The organism is Micromonospora sp. NPDC005215 (assembly GCF_040607915.1).
In the GTDB taxonomy this organism is placed as follows: Bacteria; Actinomycetota; Actinomycetes; order Mycobacteriales; family Micromonosporaceae; genus Micromonospora.
This window is the reverse complement of sequence record NZ_JBEXHQ010000005.1, coordinates 157,689-178,997: the sequence shown is the minus strand read 5'-3', so window position 1 is coordinate 178,997 and position 21,309 is coordinate 157,689. Positions and strand designations below refer to the sequence as shown.

The following is a 21,309-nucleotide window of genomic DNA, read 5'->3' as shown; positions in this document are numbered from 1 at the left end:
CCTCGCACATGGTCACCGTCTCGTGCGCCCGCGTACCCGACTCGGGACACTCAGGAACGCATTGGCAAAGACGCGTACCGCGGCCCTCATCGCCGTCGCCGCCGGGGTGCTCGCCGCAGGTCTGCCGGTCCTCAGCGCCGAGGCTGCGGTCGGTGACGGCACACTGGCCGACTCGAACATCAGCTTCGTCGGCCGGTGGAACAAGACGAACGCCTCGGCCTACGTGCCCTACTGGGCCGGCGCGTACCTGCGGGTCGGGTTCACCGGCAGGACGGTGAAGCTCAGGCAGCGCAACACCATCCAGCTGTGGGCCAGCATCGACGGCGGGGCGTTCACGTCCTTCACCGGCTCCGGCACGATCAACCTGACGCCGACCGCGCTGGCGGCCGGCAACCACACGTTGATCGTCAGTTACCGGCAGGTTGCCGGCTCCTACACCGGTGACGCGGTCTTCCAGGGGCTGCTCCTGGAGTCGGGCGCGGGCACCTTCACGCCGCCGGCCCGCCCCAAGCTTGTCGAGTTCGTCGGTGACTCGATCACCGCAGGCGCCACGAGCAGTCAGCTTGCCGTGACGGACTACGGCTTCAAGGTCGGTGAGAGACTCGGCTACGACCACACCCAGATCGCGATCGGTGGCATGTGTCTGGCCGAGACGACCGATGGATGCTGGGCGCAGGCGACACGCTACTGGATGTCGTCCGGTGGGCAGGCCGGCACCGACCAGTGGGACTTCTCCCGCTACACGGCCGACGGCGTGGTGATCAACCTCGGGACCAACGACAAGAGCCACGGCGTGAGTGCCACGGCCTTCCAGGCGACGTACACCACCTTCCTCACGAGGATCCGGGCCAGGTTTCCGAACGCCAAGCTCTTCGCCATGCGGACGTTCATCGGTCGTTATGCGGCGGAGACGCAGGCGGCGGTGCGTGCTCGCAACGCCGCGGGTGACGCCGACGTGTTCTACGTTGACACGACCGGCTGGCTGCCGTCCGGCGGCCTGAGCGACTCGGTGCACCCGAACGACGCGGGTCACCAGGCCATCACCGAAAGGCTGGCCCCGGTCCTCAGCGCACGACTGACCACGACCCCGGCCCCCACGACTGCGCCGACCACTCCTGCGGGCGGGGCCTGCGCGGTCACCTACCGCAAGACCGGTGACTGGGGTACGGGTGCCCAGTTCGACGTGACGCTCAGCAACACCTCCACCGTCCCGGTCAACGGTTGGACACTGACCTGGTCCCTGCCCGGCGGTCAGCGGATCACGCAGTCCTGGAATTCCACAGTCACCCAGTCCGGCGCTGCGGCCACGGCGGTGAACGCCTCCTGGAACGCGGTGATCCCGGCCGCCGGTTCGACAAGCTTCGGATTCGTCACCGACAGCCCGCTCGGCGGAGGGACCGGTTTCGTCCTCAACGGCTCCCCGTGCGCCGCCGCCCCATGATGGCGAACGTCTCCGATCAAGGCAGGAGTAAGCCGATGAAGGTTCGCCGATCGCGTCTCGTGGTCCTGGCGGCAACGGTCCTGACCGTCGTGGCCGGCGGGCTCGGCATCGCCACCGCCCAGGCCGCCACCCCGGCGTGCGGTGTCGCCTACCGGGTCACCAGCCAGTGGACCGGCGGGTTCGGAGCCGATGTCGTCGTCACCAACCTCGGTGACGCGGTGACCAGCTGGGCCGTGGGTTGGAGCCTCGCCCCCGGGCAGGGCGTGACGCAGGCGTGGAACGCCGCCGTCACGGTCACCGGCACGGCGGTGACCGCCACCAACGTGAGCTACAACGGTGCCGTCGGCTCTGGCGCATCGGTCAACTTCGGCTTCACCGGGTCGTGGAGCGGCAGCAACCCGGTGCCGTCGTCGTTCTCGTTCAACGGCATCACCTGTGCCGGCCCACCGTCAGCGACCCCCACCGCACAGACGCCGACGCCGGGGCCAACGCCCTGCCCCGAGCCGAGCACACCGTCGGCGAGCCCTTCCACGTCGCCGGCACCCGCGCCGATCAGGGTGTGGATGGCCGGCGATTCCACGATGATGAATGCCAGTTCCTGTCCGATCGGCTGGGGCAGCCAGTTCGCGTCCTACTTCACGTCGAACGTCACAGTGCAGAACAGTGCCGTCGGCGGTCGTAGCATCCAGACGTGGCTGTACGAGGGCAATGTGACCTCCACCAAGAACTCGGCCGGCGAGTGCACGCTCAGCTCGACTGCCTACAGCGCGCGGTGGTCGGCGATGCTGGACACCGGCAGCGGCTTCAAGACCGGTGACTATCTGATCATCCAGTTCGGCATCAACGACGGTGACTCGGCCTGCCCGCGACACGTTGGCACCAACCGCTTCAAGGACCTGCTCGGCGTCATGGCGACGGCTGCCAAAGCCAGAGGCGTGAAGCCGATCTTCGTCACCCCGGTCGCGGCAATCACCTGCAGCGGCAGCACCGCCGTCGGCAATCGCGGTTTCGTCGCCGAGACGACGGCTGCGGCCGCCGCCAACGGCGTACCGGTCATCGACCTGCATGCGAAGAGCGTGGCGCTCTACAACACGCTCAGGCTGTGCCCGAACAACGGTGACTACTCGACGGGAGCGGTCGGTGCGTTCTTCTGCAACGACCACACCCACTTCGAGGCCGCCGGCGCCAGACAGATCGCTGGCCTGATCGCCACCGCCCTCAGGGCGCAGAACATCCCGCTCGCCGCCCACCTGAAGTGACAGCCGCCCCTTCGGCGGCGCAACCCGTCGTCGGCTGCGATTCAAGGCCGTTTGACGCCGCGGAAGCGCACCCCTCGTCGAGCTCCTATTCGAAAGGAATTCTCGTGCGTACCACAGGAGTTCTACTCCCGGTCGTGCTCGCCACGGCCCTCGGCGGTCTGGCCCTGCCGGAGCCCGCCCTGGCCGCGACCGGCCCGGCGCTGGCCGTGGACACCACCGCCGCCCGGCACCAGATCAGTCCGTACGTCTACGGCATGAACTTCGCCGACCAAGCCCTCGCTCGCGACCTGCGGCTGCCGGTGCACCGCTACGGCGGCAACGCCACCACCCGCTACAACTTCCGTGCCGACACCACCAACCGCGCGGCGGACTGGTACTTCGAGAACATCCCCAGCGACAACCCGGATCCGGCCGATCTCCCGGAGGGCTCGGAGACCGACCGGTTCGTGCAGCAGAACAAGGCCACCGGCGCCGCCACCGTCATGACGGTGCCGATGCTCGGCTGGATCGCAAAGGACCGGTCGCGGGCGTGTGGCTTCAGCGTCGCCAAGTACGGCCCGCAGCAGTCCACCGACACCTGGGCACCGGACTGCGGCAACGGCACGAAGCCGGACGGATCACCGGTCACCGGCAACGATCCGGAGGACACCAGTGTCGCCGTCGGTCCGGAGTACGCCACCGACTTCGTCAACCACCTCAAGGGTCAGTTTGGGGCCGCCGCCGACGGCGGGGTCCAGTTCTACAACCTGGACAACGAGCCGGACCTGTGGCAATCCACCCACCGCGACGTCCGCCCGATTGGGTTGGGCTACGACGAGCTACGCGACCGCACCTACGAGTACGCCGCGGCGATCAAGGCTGCCGACCCCGGCGCGAAGACGCTCGGTCCCGTCGGCTGGGGCCTGAACTCGATCTTCTATTCGGGCCTCGACCAGGACACCTGCTCGCGCACCGGCTGCTGGTCGAACCCGCCGGACAAGGCCGCGCACGGCGGACAGGACCTCGGCCCGTGGTATCTGGACCGGATGCGCGAGTACGAGCAGCAGCACGGCACCCGCATCCTCGACTACTTCGACGTCCACCTCTACCCGCAGCAGTCCGGCGTGCTCGGCGACGCGGCCGGCGACGCCAACACCCAGGCGCTGCGACTGCGCTCCACCCGCCAACTCTGGGATCCGACCTACGTGGACGAGAGCTGGATCAACAGTCCGGTCCGGTTCATCCCGCGCCTGCGCGAGTTGGTCGACCAGCACTACCCGGGCACGAAGATCGCGATGACCGAGTACAACTGGGGCGGCCACGGGTCGCTCAACGGCGCGCTCGCCCAGGCTGACGTACTCGGCATCTTCGGCCGCGAAGGGCTCGACCTGGCCACCCTCTGGACCGCGCCCGCGGCCGACCAGCCGGTGGCCAACGCCTTCCGCGTCTTCCGCAACTACGACGGCAAGGGCGGCGCGTTCGGCGAGACCTCCGTCCAGGCGACCAGCGGCGACCAGGGCAGGTTGGCCGTGTACGCCGCCGAGCGGAGCGTCGACAAGGCGCTCACAGTGGTCGTCGTCAACAAGACCGGCGACGACCTGACCAGCCCGATCGCCCTCACTGGCGCCTCTGCCAGCACCGCCCAGGTCTACCGTTACAGCGGTGCCGACCTCGCCGGCGTCGTCCGGGAGGCCGACCAGCCGGTGACCGCCGGCGGCCTCACGGCCACCTTTCCGGCCAACTCGATCACCCACCTGGTGCTGCCGCGCGGCACCACGCCCGGCGACACCCAGGCGCCGACCGCCCCGGGCAAGCCGACCGCCGGCACGATCACCGGCGACAGCGTCACGCTGGCCTGGACGCCGTCCACCGACGACACCGCCGTCACCGGCTACGACGTGCACCGGGTCGACACCACCAGCACGGTGAAGGTGGGCAGCGCCACCGGCACCACGTACACCGTGACCGGGTTGACGCCGGGCACCCCGTACACCTTCGTGGTGACCGCCCGCGACGCGGCGGGCAACGTCTCGGCGGCCTCGCCCGGCCTGACCGTGCGGACCGCGCCCACCGCCCCGACCGTCGGCTGCACGGTCGGCTACACGGCGAACAGTTGGCCGGGCGGCTTCACCGCGACCGTGACGATCAAGAACACCGGCACCACAGCGATCGACGGCTGGAAACTCGCCTTCGACTTCCCCACCGCCGGCCAGACGGTCGGCCAGGGCTGGTCGGCCACCTGGAAACAGAGCGGGACGAGCGTGACCGCGGACAGCATGAGTTGGAACGGCAAACTCGCCCCCGGCGCGTCCACCAGCACCGGCTTCAACGGCACGTGGAGCGGCACCAATCCGGCGCCAACCGCCTTCACGCTCAACGGTCAACGCTGCGGGTGAACGTCAGTTGCTGGCCATCGACTGTCGGGTTCTCCTGGCAGGAGGGCGACGTCCTGGTCATCGACAACATGCTTGTCGCGCACTCGGGTAGCCCGTTCACCGGGCCGCGCAAGATCGTGGTGGCGCTCGGCGACATGACCGGCGGCACCGTGCCGCAGTGGAGCGCGCTTTGAGTCTGTCTATTCGGGCGTGCCAGGCCAAGCTGCGAATCCGAGCGAGACCGCCGATGACGCGAACGACCTCCGCCGGATAGGTGATCGTCGCAGCAGCGGTTTCGCGGGTGCACCGGTCTATCGCAGGTCGCTGAGGATGGTCGCGAGTCGGGCTGCAAGGGCGGCATCGGCGAGCGTGAGTTCTGCGATCAGCGCAGCCGTAGCTGCGGAGAGAGCGCGGGTGAGTTCGGCTACGTCGAGCGCACGGACCAGGGTGGTGTTCAGCGGCGCTGTCACTTCTGAGGGAAGCAGGTGGGCGCCTTTCGCGTAGCTGGTGGGATGACCGAGGCGCAAGCAGGCCAAGGCGAGAACCTGGCCGCGTAGGGCGCTGATCCACTGCTCGGCCTGCCACCAGCGGTGTCGTTGGATGCATATCCACGCGTGCAGAGCGTGATGCCATCCCAACCCGGCCAGAGTCCGCCGGCAGGGGGACGGATCCTCCTTCGCCTCTGCGGGATGCCCGAAGACGGTCCGCCAGTTCGGACCATGCGGCCCGAACTCCGCAGCCGGGGTGAACCCGATGTCCACTTCGAGTATCTCGGGAAGCAGGAACACCCGATACACCGCCGAGCCGGACGGCAGGTCCCAGTGATGAACGGCGGCGAAGTCACGGTAGAGCAGTTCAGTCCAGCGGTGCATCGCTGAATCCAGCGAACCTTCGATACCGAACGCCAGGTCGATGTCCGACCATCGGTCGCCGCCGTCGACGGCGTGGGATCCGGTGATGGCGGCCCCGACGACGGCTGGGTCACCTTCGGCTAAGCCGAGCAACTGCTCCCGGATCGAGTCACGCTTGCCGACGGAGAACACCGCGCCACCCTATCGCCTCGATTCCGGTGACATAGGCGTTCACTGACGGCCGCAAGGCCTCCTCTTCCGCCGCCGAGCGGGCGTCAGGGGTCGCGCCTGCGAGACCGACAAGTCAGCCCGACCGCTCGTGCCGATGTCCGGTAGTTGCTCTTGGGTGACGCTTGGGATGCTTCGCCCAAGCCTTCTTACCCGCATACCTTTGCCGACCAGGTCGTCGCACAGCCAGCCCGGCCCACCCGCGCGCGTGTGCGACAGTGGTTCATGCCGTTGAGCACGTACCACCTCAGAGCTTCGATCGCCGTGTCCGACATACAGCGGGCGGTCGCGTTCTACGAAGGCAAACTCCGCCTACAGTCGCTGCGGTCCGGCCCCAGCGCCAACATCGCCGACGGCAGCCGTGTCTACGGTTCTGGTGGCGTGCCAGCACTGAATGTGTACCAGGCGGTCACTGCCGGGAAGACCCCGGCGACAGTAGCGACATGGTACGTCGAGGACATCGACCAGATCGTTGACGAACTCCTCGCGTCCGGCGTCGAGTTCATCCGCTATGACCAGCTCGAACACGACGCCAAGGGCATCACCGCTCGGGCCGGCGGTGGACGTATCGCGTGGTTCCAGGATCCAGACGGCAATACCTTTGCCCTCGAAGCCGACGTCTGACGGCCGGGCGTCCGCCCTCCTGCGGGGAGCTCTTCGCGCTTCGGTGACCGGTGCAAGGACATCCTGAACTGCCGATGTGAGTGCGTTAGGTGAAACCGCACGCTGCGACGAGCGGGCGTCAGCGGTTGCCGTGCTGTCGTTCCTGCTCCGCCAGAGCAGCCGCTGCCCTGTCCAGGTCGTGGTGAGGAAACACAGGGATGCCCCGGCGGCGCAAGGCCTCGGCCGCGACGCCACGCCCAGCGACGGTGACGCCGGTGAAGGTTCCATCGTGAACGTAGGTGCTACCGCAGGTAGGGCTGCCCTCGACCAGGATGGCCAGCCCGACGCCGACCTGCAGTGCCTTGTCGACCGCCCGCTGCGCCGCCGCCTGGAACAGATCGGTGACGTCACGGCCCGATTGTTCGTGTACTTGGGCGCGGCCGTCGAGGACGTCGGCCGCGCTGCCGCCGACGATCTCGGCTGGCGGGCGCGGCACCGGGAATCCGACGGCCAGTTCTGGACACAGCGACACGAGGCGCCCTTCAGAAGCCCACCGCTGCCAGATCGGAGAGGCGACCGGCACGCCGGTCTCGTTGAACCGGATCGGTGCGCCGCCCAGGCAGCCGCTGACCAGGATTTTCAACATGGCAACACCTGGGGCAGCAGCGCCGTCAGCGTCGCCGCGGTGTAGGTTGCCGTCACCCCCGGCGGAAGGCCGCCTCCAGCACGGTCGAGGAATGCCGTATCGATACCCAGAGCGGCGGCTCCGGCAACATCGGACGATGCGGAGTTACCGATGTGGATCACGTCGCCGGGGCCCAGGCCGAGGCGGGCCAGCGCGAGCTGGAAAGGTTCAGGGCGGGGCTTGTATGCGCGGGCTTCTTCGCTGGTCACCGCGGCGGCGACGGCGACGCCGTGCCACCGCAGCACCGCCGTCAGGTCGTCCTGGTCGACGTCGGAGACCAGGCACACCGGCACCTTCACAGCATCGAGGAACGGCCGGCTGTCGTCGTACAACGGTGGATGACGCCAGGAGTTCAGCTGCTTCCGGCAGATCGGCTCAAGCTCCACGGATGCCCCGAAGCTCGCCACAGCTTCGGCGAGGCTGCCGAGCGTCAGGTCTGCGAGCGTACGAAAACCGGCCCCATGCGCCATCTCGGCGCTGGCCTCCAGCCGTCGGGACCACTCCGCCGCGATAGCAGACGGATCGACTGCAATCAAATCTGCTACCTGCACGCAGACGTCATTGACCGAGCCTTCATCATCGTGTACGAGCGTGCCGTACACGTCCAGCAAGATCGCCTGATACACAGTGAGACGCTACCCGACCGGATCTGACCCGGTCGGTCGCCAGGCACCACTCGTGCCGAAGCCGCCATCACGGACCGGCACAGCCGGCACCTTGTTGCGTACGCTCTTCTGCCGCCGATCGCGCGTTCCGGCTGACAGCGGCGCCGGCAGGCGTTGGCGTCCGGTCTTGCCGATGTGAGTGCCCTCGATTACGTAGGGGAGAGTGCGTGGGACCTCAGAGCATCTATTGGGGGACCTCGAATTGGATCCACAGCGCCTATTTTCTTGGACCAGTCCAAGAACTAAATCTCGAATCAGCAGATATTTGCTCGAGTTTCGAAACCACGTTCCCCGTCCCGAGGCGTCGAACCAGTTCGTCGAGACGCCGCCACGCCCGGTCGAGGCTCAGGAGCAGAGGGTTTCGTCCATCAGCTGATTGGCGCGCGAGTACACGGGCAGCGGGTTCGCGAGCTGGGTGGTGATCGAAAGTACGGCGACCCGCTTCCCGTCGGGGCTGGCCCCGTTGAAGGTAGCCGATCCGGGGGTGTCGCCGGGGTGTGCCCAGTACACGCCGCAGCTGTCGTCGATCCGCATGATTCCCAGGCCGTACTGCGCGCCCGGGAGAATGGCCGCGATATCCGGCGCGGGAACTGTCTGGTGCATCTGTGCCATCTGGGCCGGCGCGAGCAGCCGGCCGCCCTGCAGCGCCTGCCAGAAGCTCGCCAGATCGCTCGGTGTACTCACCAGCGCGCCGGCTGCGTCGGCGACGGTCGGGTTGAACTTGGTCGTGTTCACCAGGGGACCGTCTGCTTCGAACTGGTTATATCCCTCGGCGTGCGGGTCGCGAATCGTCGGGTTGTTGCCTGGGAAGTAGGTCTGGCGCATGTTCAGGGGTGCCAGGATGCGGGTGCGCACTTCCTCGGCCCAGGAATGCCCGGTGATCTTGCTGATGATCATTCCGGCGAGTGCGTAGTTGGTGTTGGAGTAGCTCCACGACGTACCAGGCGCAAAGAGCGGGGGGTGCTTCATCGCCAGCGCCACCAGATCCTTCGCATCGTAGTGATCGAAGCGATGCGCGCGGAACTCCTTCGCGGACTGCGTGAGCGCGACGTCATCGAGGTATTCCGGGATGCCGCTGGTGTGCTGCAGCAGCTGCCGTACGGTGATCTTGCTGCCGTCGTTGCCGCTGCCGGACACCACGCCGGGCAGCCAGCGCTGCACCGAGTCCTCCAGCGACAGCCGCTTCTCGCCGACCAACTGCAGCAGGGTCACCGCGACGAACGTCTTGGTGTCGCTGCCCATCCGGAAGTAGCCGTTCGCGGGAACCGGCGATTTGGTGTCAATGTTCGCTACGCCGGAACGCGCCGTGGTCGTCTGGTTCCCGACTCGGGTGAGGCCCTGCACACCGGTGATACCGAGGTTGTGCAAGTCGCCGACGGCGGCTCGCAGGCGATCCGCTCTGGACACCGGACCACCGGCTCCGTGCTGCCCGGCGTACGCCGACGGTCCCGCGCTGACGGTAATCAGCGCACCGACCAGGGTGGCGCTGACCAGGGTCGCCGCAGCCGCGATCCGAACAGTCCGTGTCTTCTTCATCTTGCACTCCCTCGGAGATCATTTGGCCGATGAAGCGTACGAAGAAGCGCTGTTCCGACTCCATCCCGCAGGCATCCCGAAGCGTGGTAGTGCTAGCCCTCGTACTCCGCACGTCGGTGATCGTGGGTGGGTTTCGGCGCGGTGGATTGGTGACGAGAACGGCCCGGTGGGAGCGGACACCCCTGCAGCTCCAAATCCTCGACCTGCTTGTCAGTCGACCCGCGGCGATCGGCCTATCGGGCTCGCCCGCTCCCAGCCGTCGGTCTACGAGATCGGAGAATTCGCCATCGTCGTGGACACCACGAATAACAGCGCCGACGAGTGCGCGACGACAATCGCTCGCGCACTCGACATGGTGCCCTTCCCGAAAGCATTCGACCGGCTCCACCATCGGCGCGATCTCTGAGCATCGTCCCCCTCACCCATTCACGGAACCAAGATCGAGTGTGCTCTCATGCCGCGAGGCGCTCGTCACCGAAGGTGACGTCGGGGTCCGGACGTGCCGATGAGCGGATGCCCATCAAGTGCCACATTCTCACGTCAGCTGCCCGCACGGGTAAGGGAGGCCACACGCGATGCAGCGGAAGGGACGCGCTACCAGGCCTTCCTTGGGAGAGGTATCAGTTCGGAGCGCGAAGACCCGCTAGCAGTAGTTTGCCGAGCCTTCGAATCAGCACAGCGCTTCTTTCGGGCGGCAGCGCCCGGAAGGAAGCGATCGCCAAGAGACCAGCTCGGACGTCTTCGACCGCGACACCTTCGCGGAGAACTCCCGCGGCGTGTGCCCGTCCGACGAGCGTTTCGAGGGCTGCTGAGTGCTCGTTCCGCTCCCGTCTGAACGCGAGTCCGGCTTCGTGTGATCCGAGCAGCGCCTCGTTGAGCCCTCGGTCCTGCATCTGCCGGTCTGCGAACCGCAGAATGGTGCCGGAGAGCGCCCGCCACGGATCAGGATCCACCAGCGCCTGACGCATCTCGGCACTGCACACAGCGACCCGCTCGGAGAGCACCGCCGTGATGAGGTCCGCCCGGGTCGGGAAATGCCGGTAGACGGTCGCGACACCAACACACGAACGGCGAGCCACCTCCCGGACGGGCACCTCAAGCCCACCCTCGGCGAACGCGCCGCGCGCCGCGCTCACGACGCGTTCACGGTTCGCCCGAGCGTCCGAGCGCTCGATCCGAGACATCCGTTACCCCTGCTCTCTCACTTCGACCGCATCTGGAACACCTGCTCCGTTTTGTCGTTACGGTACTGCGGAGCCGGATCCTCCGGCCAGGAAAGGAAGCAGTGTTCGCACTTCAGTTCCACCAGTTCGGCGGCCCCGAGGTTCTCCAGGTCGGCAGCGCCGACACGCCACACCCCGGCGCCGGCGAGATCCGCGTGCGGGTGAGAGCAGGCGGAGTCTCGCCAGTCGATCTCGGCCTCCGGTCCGGGACCACCCCGATGAGCACACGACTGTCGCTACCACACATTCCGGGCATCGACGCGGCCGGAGTCGTCGACGTGGTCGCACCCGGTGTCACGGGTGTCGCCGCAGGCGACGAAGTGTTCGGCACCGTGAACGTCGCCCGGCTCGGCGGCGCCCACGCCGAATTCGCGGTACTGCGGCTTTGGACTCACAAGCCCGCCGCGATGCCGTGGACACAAGCCGGAGCCGCAGGATCAAGCATCGAAACCGCCACCCGGGCGCTCGACCTCCTCGACCTTCGCGAAGGAATGACCATCGTCATCGACGGCGCCGCCGGCGGTGTCGGCAGTGCCGCCGTTCAACTCGCCGCCGCACGCGGCGCACACGTCATCGGGACCGGACGGTCCGACAACCACGCCTTCATCACCGAGTTGGGCGCGACCCCGACCACGTACGGCCTGGGCCTTCCCCACCGCATCGCCGCACTCGGCGTGACCAAGGTCGACCGCGCTCTCGACATCGCCGGCGCGGGCTCGCTTCCGGAACTGATCGAGATCACCGGCGCCCCCGCGAAGGTGGTGACCCTCGCCGACTTCAACGCGGCCCAGCACAGCGTCCGCATCTCGACGGGACAGCTCGGAGGCGAACCCGACGGACGCCATGGCCTTGCCGAGGCGGCGGCACTGTTCGTCGAGGGCCGCTTCCGGATGCCGATCGAGGCAATGTTTTCCCTCGATCAAGCTGCCGCCGCGCACACCGCCGCCGGCGAAGGCTCCCGCCGAGGCAAGATCGCCCTCATGGTCAGCGGCGACCGGGCAGGCACATGACGATCCGCAAGGCGACTACGGAGAGCAAAGATCATCATACTAATCTGCCGCGACCCGCGCGTCGAACCTGCCTGGTCAATGACGGAGTGTAGTTGTCGCAGGCTGGGATTCGTCAGCGAGCCTTGGTCTGCGCTTCGGCACTCTCTCGTTCGGCGATGGCAGCTTTAATGCGACCATGCGTGCGCAGGGCCTTCTTCGCCGCAGTGCGAACTTCCCCGGCGAACACGGTCACGCCACGGTCGCCGGCCATCAGCCGCTCCAGCGTCGGTACCGCCCGATCGACTCCTGCCGATCCGAGCGCGACGGCAGCCCAGTACCGCTGATCCGGATCCGTGCTGTCGGCCGCGGCCAGCAGCCGGGGTACTACCTCCGGCGTGAACAAGGCCAGCGTGCTGGCGAGATAGCCGATCCGGGGGAACCGCCGGTGCTCAAACTCGTGCCAGAGTGCCTCCAGCGCCGCGTCGCCGCCGATGCGGGCCAGGGCGTCGGCGGTTCGCTGACGCAACCAGTCGGCCTGGTCGCCGAGCAGCGGTCGCAGCGAGGGTACGACCGAGGCGTCGCCGAGCCGGCCGAGCGCGTTCACCGTTTCGCCCCGGACGAACCACTGCGGGTGGTCGAGGAGCGTGATGAGCTGTGGCACGGCGGCCCGGATATCCATTGCCGCGCAACCCATCGCAGCCCATGCCTGACAGTTGTACCGGGTGTCGCCGAGCGCGGCGAGCAACGGCTCCTGCAGTCTGACGTCCGCGAAGACGGCCGCCTGGTTCATCGCCCGCGAGTACAACGACCTGTGGAAATCCCGGTAGTCGCGGATCAGCGCGTGCAGCGCCGCGATGGCTGATTCATCACCGTGCGTCCTGGCCCGGTCGAGCAGATGGTGCACATGTGCTTCGCGGGTCTCGAGGTCTCCCGATCGAAGGCCCTGCAGGTCAGCGGGATTCACCGCCTGACCATACGCGCCACCATCCCCACGGCTGGACTCGGCCATCACCGCCGCCGGCACCATCTCAAAGAACGACACACCGCGACGACCACGCGTTCGCTGAGACTATGCCACCCCACTCTCGTGGATCGACAACACCCGTAACGCGAGAGACTCACTACCGACCGTCAAGATGACCGACAGTCGCAGCAGGTTGGCCCCGGGCGTCCGGATCTGCCGCGAGCTGCGCGGTCAATCATCCCGCCGATGTCCGCAGATCCTCGAAGGTGCGTGCGCGAGCCGGACGACACGACTCGTCGCCCTGATTGTCGGCACCCTCTGCGGGCTCAGGGCGAGGACAGGGCGGCCAGGGCGGCGCGGGTCGGCGCGACGTGTTCGGTCTGATCCGTGGAGATGAAGATGTCGAGTGCCCGTTGCAGGTGTACCCGAGCGTCCTCGACGGCGCCAATATCGGCCTCGGCGGTACCGAGGAGACGCAGGCAGGAGGAGAGCAGCACCGGCTCGCCGAACGCCTCGATGAGCGGCAGGGCGATGCCTGCCTGGACGACGGCCTCCGCGTGCCTACCGAGCAGTACCAGGGTGCGAGCCATTGAATGATGCGCGTAGGCGGCCGTGAACGACACGATGGGGGATACCGGGCGTTCCTGGAGGGCCTTGAGCGTCGCTTCGTACTGCGGCAGTGCGGTCTCGGGTTGTGCCGAGTCCCGGAGGGCGTGGGCGATGCCGATGATCGCTTGGACGTAGCCGTCGTGGTCATCGACCGCGTCGAAATGTTGTGCCGCCTCCCGGAGCGCGGCCTCGGCCCGACCGATCCCGTCCTCGATCCAGAAGCAGCCGGTTGCGACGTACTGCAGCGCCCAGCCCTGCAGCCGGCGGTCACCCAGTTCGGTCGCGAGCCGGTACGCCGTCATCGCCAGGTCCACGGACTCCTGGTGCCTCCGATCGCACGTGCTGACCGCCCAGGAAAGGTAGTTGAGGTGGGTGATCTCCTGTCGGGGGTCGTCGAGCTGGCTGGCGGACGCCCTCGACATCTGGAAGATCTCGGTCCAGCGACCCTCCACGATGTCTCGCCCCGAGTACCAGTGCATTGCCTCGGCGACCTCCACCACTCGGGCGTGGTCACCAGCGGCGGCAGCATTCGCGAGCGCGCCGACCCAGTTGTCACGGTTGACCTGGAGCCAAGCCTGCGCGCGCTCGCTGCTGTCGAGCGTGACGAGCCCGCGCCAGTCGGGCGGTGGTGCCCCGTAGCCCGGCTCGAACCACCGGCCCGCGACGGTGGCCGTTTCCAGCAGGCAGAGCATGATCCGGTCATGGGTCGCCTGTCGCTCGACCGGCGGTTCGTCGGCCTGTAAGTGGGTGATGGCGAACAGTCGGATCAGGTCATGGAAGCGGAAGCAATCCGGTTGGGGGGCGGGCTGCAGGAGATTGAGGTCGACGAGTTCGTCGAGATGGTCCTCGGCCTCGACGGGCGCGACCTGCGCCGCCACCGCGGCCAACTCTCCGCCGAAGTCGGCGCCGGGCATCAGGGACAGCCGCCGGAACACCTGGCGCGCCGGACCGGAGAGCTGGGCGTACGACAGTGAGAAGGCTGCCTCGACGGCCAGGTCACCCGCGGTCAGCGCGGCCAAGCGTCGATTCGGATCGGAGAGCCGATCCGCCAGATGGGCCATCGTCCAGCCCGGCCGGCTCGCCAGCCGGTTGGCGGCGATCCGCAAAGCCAGGGGAAGATGCCCGCAGAGGCGGCCCACCTGGGCGGTCACCTCCGGCGCCGCCCGATGGAAAGCGGATCCGGTGATGGTACGCAGCAGGCGCATCGACTCGTCGGGCGACAGCGGCTGGAGCACGAGCCTGAGCACGCCGTCGAGGCCGGTGAGAGCGCGACGGCTGGTGACCAGCACCAGCCCTGCCCCCAGACCCGGCCACAGTGGGCGCAGCTGGGCCTCGTCGGCGGCGTTGTCAAGGATCACGAGGCTGCGCCGCTCCCGCAGCACCGTACGGAACTGTCCGGAGCGTTCGTCCCGATCTGCCGCGATCTGCCGATCCGCAATGCCGAACGCGCGCAGTAGGCGCGCCAACGCGTCCGCCGCGGTGACCGGCGACGAGTTCGTGCCACGCAGGTCGATGTAATAGCAGCCATCCGGAAACCGGTCCCGCAGTTCCCCGGCCGCCCGGACCGCGAGGGTGGTTTACCAAGGCCGGCCTGCCCGCAGATGACGGCCACGGCGGTCGGGCCGTGCGGATCGTCACTCACGTGTTCGGACAGCTGGGCCAGCTCGGTCGCCCGGCCGCTGAAGTCGACGACCGAACGCGGTAACTCTGGAGCTGCGGCGCCGGAGGTAGCCGCCGCGCGCAGCTCGGCGCGGTCTTCGGGAGTCAGGCCCAGCGCGTCGGCGATCGAGGTGAGGGTGCGTCGTTGCGGTGCGCGACTGAAGCCGCGCTCGAGGTCACTGATCGCCCGGCCACTGACCCCGGACGCCTCGGCCAGCTGCTCCAGCGTGATGCCGGCGGCGTGACGGTGTTTGCGAAGCAGCGCACCGAAGGTCGATGCCCCGTCCACTGTGTTCCTCCGCCTCGGCGCCGGGTGTCGCGATATCGCCGCGATGCCGCCATGCCGGCAGTGCCGCGACGGTAACACCACCTACCGCGGGCCTGGGGGACCGTTCAGACAGTGATACTGGTCGGGGTCCCGATGGGAAGCCAGCGGACGCTTCGCTGAATGTTCTCGGGCGCCTTGGCGAAGGCACGCTTGATACCGTCCCGGCTCTGCCGGAAGTGTTCCCAGCCCTCGTAGTGGACCGGCAGTACCGTCTGCGCCGCAACGAGGCGGCACAGTTGGGCGCCTTTCTCACCGGTCATTGTGTAACGCAGCGGGCCGGTGACCGGGAACCGTACGCCGCCGAGGTGCAGCAGGATGGCGCTGACCGGGAGGCGGTCGGCGACCTGCCGTACGCCGTGGTAGAGCACGGTGTCGCCGGTGATCCAGAGGACGCCGTGCCGCTGCCCGTCCCAGCGGAGCGCGAAGCCGACCACGTCGCCGATGATCGGACGGCTCAGTGGCGGGCCGTGCCGGGCCGGGGTGGCGGTGATCTCGATCGTCGGCCGGTCGGGCGCGTTGAGGCGGGTGACCGCCCAGGGCGTGAGGCCCCGGGTGCTGCCGCCGAGCCGCCGCGCCCCGGCCGCCGTGGTGACCACGACACCGGCCGACGGAAGCAGGGCCCGACCGGCGCTGTCCAGGTTGTCGCCGTGGTGGTCGTGGGTGAGCAGCACCGCGTCGATCCGGGGCAGCTCAGCAGGGGCGATGGCCGGGCCGGTCAGCTTGCGGGACGTGGTGCCCCAGCCGAAGCTGTACCGGCCGCCCGCCGGGTCGAAGGTCGGGTCGGTGAGCAGCCGCCACCCGCCGACCTCGATCAGCGTGGTCGGTCCGCCGATGTGGGTGATGCGTACGTCGGTCATGAGCTGTCCTTACGGGGTCTTCGGCGGGCAGCGGTGTGGCGCCGCCCTGGATGCGGCGGCGCCACGCCTTGCTGCGTCGGTTCAGGCGTCGGGCTTGCGTCCGGCGTGGTCGACTGCCCAGGCGAGGACGTGGTCGGCGATGTCTTCCCAGCCCGGTTCGGCCGGGAGTAGGTGTGACAGTCCTTCGTACTCCTTGATCTCGGTGATGGTGTGGGATTTGTAGTGTTTGGCGTTGGAGCGCTGCACCGCCGGCGGCATGATGTGGTCCTCTCCGGCGGAGACGAAGAGCAGCGGCGCCCGGTTGTCGTTGGTGTAGTCGATCCAGCTGTCCTGGTGGCCGGGCTGGAAGTTCGCGAGTACGCCGCCCCACAGGATGTTGCCGGACGCGGGGATGTGGTAACGCTCGTACAGCGCCCGCGCCTCCTCCTCGGGGAAGGTGTTGGTGAACGCGTACTTCCATTGCTCGAAGGTGAGGCCGACGGCTCGGTGCCGGTTGGCGGGGCTCTTGAGCACCGGGAAGGTCGACTTCACCTGGGACAGCGGTGTGACCAGCACACCCTCGGTCGGTGCCGAATTGAGGGCGACGCCCGCCGCGCCGTACCCGTGGTCGAGCAGGATCTGGGTGAACGCGCCCCCGGCCGAGTGCCCGATGATGATCGGTGGCCGGTCGAGTTCCCGGATCAACGACTCGATGTGCTCGATTATCTGCGGCACGGTGACCTTCTCGATCGGGGTCGGGTCGGCGTTGAGCGCCTCCACCTCCACCTCGAAGCCGGGGTACGCCGGCGCGAGCACCCGGTAACCCTGGCTTTCGTAGCGAGCCTTCCAGTGCTCCCAGGAGCGTGGGGTCACCCAGAAGCCGTGTACCAGGATGATGGTGTTGGGTTCGATCATGGTGGTTGCTTCCTTCTGAGTCAGGCGACGGTCAGCCGTCGTAGGTGTTGAGGAAGGCCAGCAGGTCGTTGCCGAGCCGTTCCCGGTGGGTGTCGGTGATGCCGTGGGGGGCACCGGGATAGACCTTGAGCTCGGCGTTCTTGATGCGGGCGGCGGAGGCCCTGCCGCCGACCTCGAACGGGACGGCCTGGTCGTCGTCGCCGGGGATGACCAGGGTCGGGATGTCGAAGGTGTCGAGGTCGGTGCGGAAGTCGGTGGCGGAGAACGCGGCGACGCATTCGTAGGCGTTGCGGTGGCCGGCCTGCATGCTCTGCAGCCAGAACGCATCACGGATGCCCTGGGATACGTTCGCGCCAGGTCGATTGTGGCCGAAGAACGGGCCGCCGGCGAGGTCCTTGTAGAGCTGGGAGCGGTCGGTGCGGGATCCGGCGCGGGAGCCTGGAGACCCGGCCGTCGCCGAGTTGGCCGCGGCGTCCGCCAGCGCCGACGCTCTGTTCGGAGTGCTTGACGGCCTGCGCCTGCGGCGCTGTCTACGCGGCGAGCCGGTCGGCGAGCTGTACCTCGACTCCATCGTCGACCCGCTGCTGTCAGTCATGGCGGGGGCGAAGGTGCCAGCTCACCTGATCATCACCAAGTGGGACGTATTCGGTAGCACGGAGGGCAGCGACCGCGAAATTCTGGGGCGGATCCGTGACCTGCTGATGCGGCGCCCGCACTTCCAGGACGTCGTGAGCGGCCAGCCGGTGCCGGTGAGGCTGATACCGGTCAGTGCCGTCGGCCGCGGGTTCGCCACCGTCGCCGACAACGGCATCGTCCACAAACGCCCGGGCGCGCGGCCCGCACCGTTCAACGTCGAGATCCCATTCTGCACTGTGGTACCGGACCTGTTCGATCGGATCGGGCGCAGCCTGGAGCGCGCGCTTCGCGAGGCGACGGTTCGGGGGCCCCGCAGGGACTGGCGGGTGGCCAGCCTCAATCTGCTGCCCACCCTGGCCCACGTCGTCGCTCGCGCCGCATTCGGGCAGCGCGACAGGTGGTGGGACGATCTGGGCCCGATGCTCGACGACGATCTCGCCGCCACGGACGGCTCCCGGGCCCGGCGGGCGCTGCTGCACCGGCTGCGATCCGTCCTCGCCGCGTTCGAAGCCCAGTTCCCCGACGCGGTGGTCACCCAACAGACAAGCGACGACCCGGCCAAGACCGAACGGCAGTGACGCCGCAGCTGCTGAGGGCGGACCTCGATCGACAAGCGTCACCTGGTCGCCCAATTCCCGACCACAGGCCGCCTGTCGGGTCCCGCAGCCGAACGTCCATGAACGTTTGAACACCAATTTCGCGATTTGATGTTCTTGTCGATGACGACGAGTTCGCCGATCAGTTCGGCGGCCAGCCGGCGGCGGGGTCTTGCCGACCACGTCGCGGGGGCGCACGATGCCCAGCAGGGCGCGGGCCTGCTGGGCGGACAGGTCCTTTTCGCGCCCAAGGTGCTGCCCTTGGATCTTCACCTGATGGTCCGTAACGGGCCACGGGGCGGGTGGGTGTCAAGGTCCTCCGATGCTCAATCGCTGTCAGATTTTGGCCAACTGTCGGGAATTGAACGACCTTGCCAGCCTTTGCGGCGTCGCCGTAACGTCAATCAAGGGCATCGATGTCCCGCCCCGGTGGTCGATCCGCGACACGGAGTCCCGGCTCCGCCCCGGCCGGTGTCTGTATCGGAAGGACAAGCATGGCAACGAAGCGCCCGCGTACCCATCGCACGACAATCGGAGTGGTGCTGGCGGTGGCGCTGTCCGCCCTCCTGGCCGCCCTCACGGCGAGCCCGGCCGCGGCGGCCCCGGTCATCGCCGACGGTTTCGAGAGCCCCGCCATCAGCAACGACTTCACGGAGTTTGCCGCGGGCCAGCAGTTCGGCGCGTGGACCGTCACCACCGGCACCGTCGGCCTGACCCGCGACTGGCAGGCTGCCGAAGGCAATCAGTCACTCGACCTCAACGGGTTCAACGCGGGTGCGGTCGCCCGTTCGCTGCCCACGAAGCTGCTCACCACCTATCGAGTGAGCTACGCCCTCGCCGGCAACCCCGACAACGGCCCCCTCATCGTGACGGGCAGGGTCACGGCCAACGGCCAGACCGTCGACAGTTTCTCCTTCGACACCGCCGGCCACACGCCATCCGCCATGGGGTACGTGTACCGGACGTTCTATTTCACAAACATCCTGTCCGCCACCACGGTCCTGCAGTTCGCGAGCACCACTGTGGACGCCTTCGGCCCGGTCATCGACGACGTACGGGTCGAGAGCTGCCTGCTCGTCATCTGTCCCGCCAGCACGGCCACGGCCGTTCGGGTCGCCTAGCCAGGCGGTCTCGTCGGCGTCACAGCTTTGATCGTCCGCAGCCCTCGAAGGCGCCACCAGTCGGCGCGCGACCCTGCGGCGCACCCGCGTTGATCAGCTCGCATGATCCGGGCGGGCTCGGCCGCACGCCGAGCCCGCCCGTTCTCAGTCCGCCTGCCGAGTCAGGTTTGTTGGATCTTGCCTTGCGGCACGCCGTTGGACAGGTTGTTCGTCGGGTCGGTCGTGATCATCAGGTGAGGGGCGCGAGCCTGAATTGTTGGTTGGTCTGTCCGTGGCAGTCGTACAGCTGGACCTGTGCCCCGTTGGCTGTGCTCCAGGCGTCGAGGCATCGTCCGGACTGGACGTTGCTGATGGTGCCGTTGGAGTTGACGTTCCACTGTTGGTTGGTTTGGCCGTGGCAGCCGTAGATCTGGACGGCTGCGCCGTTGGTGGTGCCTGCGGCGTCGAGGCACATGGTGCCGTACACCTGTAGTTGTTTGCTCGTGGTGTAGGTCCATGCCTGGTTGGACTGCCTGTTGCAGTCGCGGAGCTGGACCCGGGTGCCGTTGTTGTGGGAGGCGTTGGGTACGTCGATGCACCGGCCCGACTGTGTGCCGACGATCTGGTTCGCAGAGCTGGGTGGCGGCGTGGTCGGGGTGGGCGGAGGCGTGGTCGGCGGGGTCGTCGGGGTGTTGGTGGGGGTCGGCGTCGGTGTCGTACGGTCCAGACCGAAGAACTGGATGGCGACACGTGCCATGCCGCTGGACGGCAGGCTGTGCCCGGCGCCCTGGATGGCGTACGCCTCGACCTGCGTGCCGAAGCGGCGGCGGTTCCAGTTGGGCTGCGGGGTGTCGGTGGACGTCGGCGTCTGACTCAGCCCGTGCACGTTGGTCCACTGCTCGACCGACTCCTGCAGCAGCGAGTAGGGCACGAGGGTGTCGGCGGTGCCGTGCCAGAGCTGGATCGGCGGGCGCGGGCCGGTGTAGCCGGGGTACGCCGCCCGGACCAGGTCGCCCCATTGCTGTGGGGTCCGGTTCATGCTGCCGTTGGTGCAGGATCCACCGGGTGGGTAGGCGGCCGCGTTGGCGAAGCAGTTGAAGGGCACGCCCATGAACGACGCGCCCGCCTTGAACAGGTCGGGGTAGACCGCGAGCATGTGCTGGGTCATCATGCCGCCAGACGAGCTGCCGGTGGCGTAGACCCGGTTGATGTCACCGCCGTACTGCTGCCGGGCGTAGTTCACCATCGACTCGATGGAGACCGGGTCGCTGCCACCGCCACGGCGCTTGGACGCGTCCGACCAGGTGTCGAAGCACTTGCCGAACCCGGCCTCCTGCATGGCGCTCGGGTAGATGACGATGAAGCCGTACTGGTTCGCCAGCGAGGCGAACTCGCTGCCCGAGTAGAAGCCCGGGCCGGAGCCGCCGCAGCCGTGCATGGCGACCACGATCGCCGGGTTGGCCGGACGGACGTCGGGCACATAGATGTGCATCCGCATCCCGCCCGGGTTGCTGCCGAAGTTGGTCACCTCGGTCAACGAGGCCGCAGCGGCCGGTCTCGTCAGCCCGGGTGTCACCAGTGCCAGGCCAGCTACCGCGAGGATCGCGGCGAAGCCGACAAGCAGCCGTCGATAGAGTTTCACGCGTTTCACTCCCTTGACGCTTCGTTGGACACGGTGGGTCGCGCCGGCGGGGTCGCCGGAGGCTGTACATCACCGTGGTTGGACGCGACGCGCCGGGTCGGTCTCACCGTCAACCTCTTGATGGTGAGGTCGGCCGAGGCAGGTTCATGCCGGTCGGCTCGCCAGATGACCTCCGCCCGGGGAGGTCGAC

20 protein-coding genes and 1 pseudogene are annotated in these 21,309 nt (G+C 68.0%); 9 read left to right on the top strand and 12 right to left on the bottom strand.

The window, feature by feature from the left end; translation table 11 throughout:
• Positions 1-61: 61 nt before the first annotated feature.
• From ABZU25_RS07110 to ABZU25_RS07095, 4 genes and pseudogenes are all read left to right on the top strand, one after another.
• Positions 62-1,441 (top strand): cellulose binding domain-containing protein, encoded by a 1,380-nt coding sequence (locus ABZU25_RS07110; RefSeq protein ID WP_355028419.1) that lies wholly within the window; start codon positions 62-64, stop codon positions 1,439-1,441.
• A 35-nt stretch (positions 1,442-1,476) separates the two neighbouring features.
• Positions 1,477-2,700 (top strand): cellulose binding domain-containing protein, encoded by a 1,224-nt coding sequence (locus ABZU25_RS07105; protein ID WP_355028418.1) that lies wholly within the window; start codon positions 1,477-1,479, stop codon positions 2,698-2,700.
• A gap of 104 nt (positions 2,701-2,804) precedes the next feature.
• The gene (locus ABZU25_RS07100) at positions 2,805-5,075 is read left to right on the top strand and encodes a glycoside hydrolase family 44 protein (RefSeq protein ID WP_355028417.1); all 2,271 of its coding nucleotides are present in this window, start codon (positions 2,805-2,807) and stop codon (positions 5,073-5,075) included.
• A gap of 29 nt (positions 5,076-5,104) precedes the next feature.
• Positions 5,105-5,248, top strand: a pseudogene (locus ABZU25_RS07095) (TauD/TfdA family dioxygenase); the annotation flags it as partial.
• Between the two features lie 117 nt (positions 5,249-5,365).
• Here ABZU25_RS07095 and ABZU25_RS07090 read toward each other — a convergent pair.
• Positions 5,366-6,097: a hypothetical protein gene (locus tag ABZU25_RS07090; protein ID WP_355028416.1), complete on the bottom strand. Its 732-nt coding sequence runs from the start codon at positions 6,095-6,097 to the stop codon at positions 5,366-5,368.
• Between the two features lie 300 nt (positions 6,098-6,397).
• On the opposite strand from ABZU25_RS07090, the gene ABZU25_RS07085 reads away from it, so the two are divergent.
• Positions 6,398-6,757, top strand: a complete 360-nt coding sequence (locus ABZU25_RS07085; protein WP_355028415.1) for a VOC family protein — start codon at positions 6,398-6,400, stop codon at positions 6,755-6,757.
• A gap of 118 nt (positions 6,758-6,875) precedes the next feature.
• On the opposite strand, the gene ABZU25_RS07080 is transcribed toward ABZU25_RS07085, so the two are convergent.
• From ABZU25_RS07080 to ABZU25_RS07070, 3 genes are all read right to left on the bottom strand, one after another.
• The gene (locus ABZU25_RS07080) at positions 6,876-7,382 is read right to left on the bottom strand and encodes a DUF523 domain-containing protein (RefSeq protein WP_355028414.1); all 507 of its coding nucleotides are present in this window, start codon (positions 7,380-7,382) and stop codon (positions 6,876-6,878) included.
• On the bottom strand, positions 7,376-8,047 hold the full coding sequence (locus ABZU25_RS07075; RefSeq protein WP_355028413.1) for an HAD family hydrolase: 672 nt from the start codon (positions 8,045-8,047) through the stop codon (positions 7,376-7,378). The genes ABZU25_RS07080 and ABZU25_RS07075 overlap by 7 nt, the downstream gene beginning before the upstream one ends.
• Before the next feature lie 384 nt (positions 8,048-8,431).
• Positions 8,432-9,622: a serine hydrolase domain-containing protein gene (locus tag ABZU25_RS07070; RefSeq protein ID WP_355028412.1), complete on the bottom strand. Its 1,191-nt coding sequence runs from the start codon at positions 9,620-9,622 to the stop codon at positions 8,432-8,434.
• Between ABZU25_RS07070 and ABZU25_RS07065 the strand changes: the two genes are divergently transcribed.
• Entirely contained in the window at positions 9,567-10,028 is a 462-nt protein-coding gene (locus ABZU25_RS07065) for a hypothetical protein (protein ID WP_355028411.1), read from the top strand. The two genes, ABZU25_RS07070 and ABZU25_RS07065, sit on opposite strands and share 56 nt — an antisense overlap.
• Positions 10,029-10,242: 214 nt before the next feature.
• Here the strand turns inward: ABZU25_RS07065 and ABZU25_RS07060 are convergent, their stop codons facing one another.
• Positions 10,243-10,806, bottom strand: coding sequence for a TetR/AcrR family transcriptional regulator (locus tag ABZU25_RS07060; RefSeq protein WP_355028410.1), 564 nt, complete (start codon positions 10,804-10,806; stop codon positions 10,243-10,245).
• Positions 10,807-10,907: 101 nt separating this feature from the next.
• On the opposite strand from ABZU25_RS07060, the gene ABZU25_RS07055 reads away from it, so the two are divergent.
• Positions 10,908-11,855, top strand: coding sequence for an NADP-dependent oxidoreductase (locus ABZU25_RS07055; RefSeq protein ID WP_355028409.1), 948 nt, complete (start codon positions 10,908-10,910; stop codon positions 11,853-11,855).
• A 112-nt stretch (positions 11,856-11,967) separates the two neighbouring features.
• On the opposite strand, the gene ABZU25_RS07050 is transcribed toward ABZU25_RS07055, so the two are convergent.
• From ABZU25_RS07050 to ABZU25_RS07025, 6 genes are all read right to left on the bottom strand, one after another.
• Positions 11,968-12,876 carry a HEAT repeat domain-containing protein gene (locus ABZU25_RS07050; RefSeq protein ID WP_355028408.1) on the bottom strand — a complete coding sequence of 303 codons (909 nt, stop codon included), beginning with the start codon at positions 12,874-12,876 and terminating at the stop codon, positions 11,968-11,970.
• A 248-nt stretch (positions 12,877-13,124) separates the two neighbouring features.
• Positions 13,125-14,789 (bottom strand): AfsR family transcriptional regulator, encoded by a 1,665-nt coding sequence (locus tag ABZU25_RS07045; protein WP_355028407.1) that lies wholly within the window; start codon positions 14,787-14,789, stop codon positions 13,125-13,127.
• Positions 14,762-15,355, bottom strand: a complete 594-nt coding sequence (locus ABZU25_RS07040; RefSeq protein WP_355028406.1) for a helix-turn-helix transcriptional regulator — start codon at positions 15,353-15,355, stop codon at positions 14,762-14,764. The genes ABZU25_RS07045 and ABZU25_RS07040 overlap by 28 nt, the downstream gene beginning before the upstream one ends.
• Before the next feature lie 104 nt (positions 15,356-15,459).
• Positions 15,460-16,251, bottom strand: a complete 792-nt coding sequence (locus tag ABZU25_RS07035; protein WP_355028405.1) for an MBL fold metallo-hydrolase — start codon at positions 16,249-16,251, stop codon at positions 15,460-15,462.
• Positions 16,252-16,332: 81 nt separating this feature from the next.
• Positions 16,333-17,145, bottom strand: coding sequence for an alpha/beta hydrolase (locus ABZU25_RS07030; protein WP_355028404.1), 813 nt, complete (start codon positions 17,143-17,145; stop codon positions 16,333-16,335).
• A gap of 31 nt (positions 17,146-17,176) precedes the next feature.
• Positions 17,177-17,452 (bottom strand): alpha/beta hydrolase, encoded by a 276-nt coding sequence (locus tag ABZU25_RS07025; protein WP_355028403.1) that lies wholly within the window; start codon positions 17,450-17,452, stop codon positions 17,177-17,179.
• Between the two features lie 109 nt (positions 17,453-17,561).
• On the opposite strand from ABZU25_RS07025, the gene ABZU25_RS07020 reads away from it, so the two are divergent.
• Positions 17,562-18,359 (top strand): hypothetical protein, encoded by a 798-nt coding sequence (locus ABZU25_RS07020; protein WP_355028402.1) that lies wholly within the window; start codon positions 17,562-17,564, stop codon positions 18,357-18,359.
• Between the two features lie 512 nt (positions 18,360-18,871).
• Positions 18,872-19,498, top strand: coding sequence for a DUF642 domain-containing protein (locus tag ABZU25_RS07015; RefSeq protein ID WP_355028401.1), 627 nt, complete (start codon positions 18,872-18,874; stop codon positions 19,496-19,498).
• Between the two features lie 229 nt (positions 19,499-19,727).
• Here the strand turns inward: ABZU25_RS07015 and ABZU25_RS07010 are convergent, their stop codons facing one another.
• A complete protein-coding gene (locus ABZU25_RS07010; RefSeq protein ID WP_355028400.1) occupies positions 19,728-21,119 on the bottom strand; it encodes a PHB depolymerase family esterase in 1,392 nt (463 codons plus the stop codon).
• Positions 21,120-21,309 lie beyond the last annotated feature (190 nt).

Excerpts from the sequence above, each read along its gene's own strand:
- ABZU25_RS07105 (WP_355028418.1), top strand. The coding sequence starts at position 1,477 with ATGAAGGTTCGCCGATCGCGTCTCGTGGTCCTGGCGGCAACGGTCCTG.
- ABZU25_RS07080 (WP_355028414.1), bottom strand. The coding sequence starts at position 7,382 with ATGTTGAAAATCCTGGTCAGCGGCTGCCTGGGCGGCGCACCGATCCGG.
- ABZU25_RS07070 (WP_355028412.1), bottom strand. The coding sequence starts at position 9,622 with ATGAAGAAGACACGGACTGTTCGGATCGCGGCTGCGGCGACCCTGGTC.
- ABZU25_RS07060 (WP_355028410.1), bottom strand. The coding sequence starts at position 10,806 with ATGTCTCGGATCGAGCGCTCGGACGCTCGGGCGAACCGTGAACGCGTC.
- ABZU25_RS07035 (WP_355028405.1), bottom strand. The coding sequence starts at position 16,251 with ATGACCGACGTACGCATCACCCACATCGGCGGACCGACCACGCTGATC.
- ABZU25_RS07030 (WP_355028404.1), bottom strand. The coding sequence starts at position 17,145 with ATGATCGAACCCAACACCATCATCCTGGTACACGGCTTCTGGGTGACC.
- ABZU25_RS07025 (WP_355028403.1), bottom strand. The coding sequence starts at position 17,452 with ATGCAGGCCGGCCACCGCAACGCCTACGAATGCGTCGCCGCGTTCTCC.
- ABZU25_RS07015 (WP_355028401.1), top strand. The coding sequence starts at position 18,872 with ATGGCAACGAAGCGCCCGCGTACCCATCGCACGACAATCGGAGTGGTG.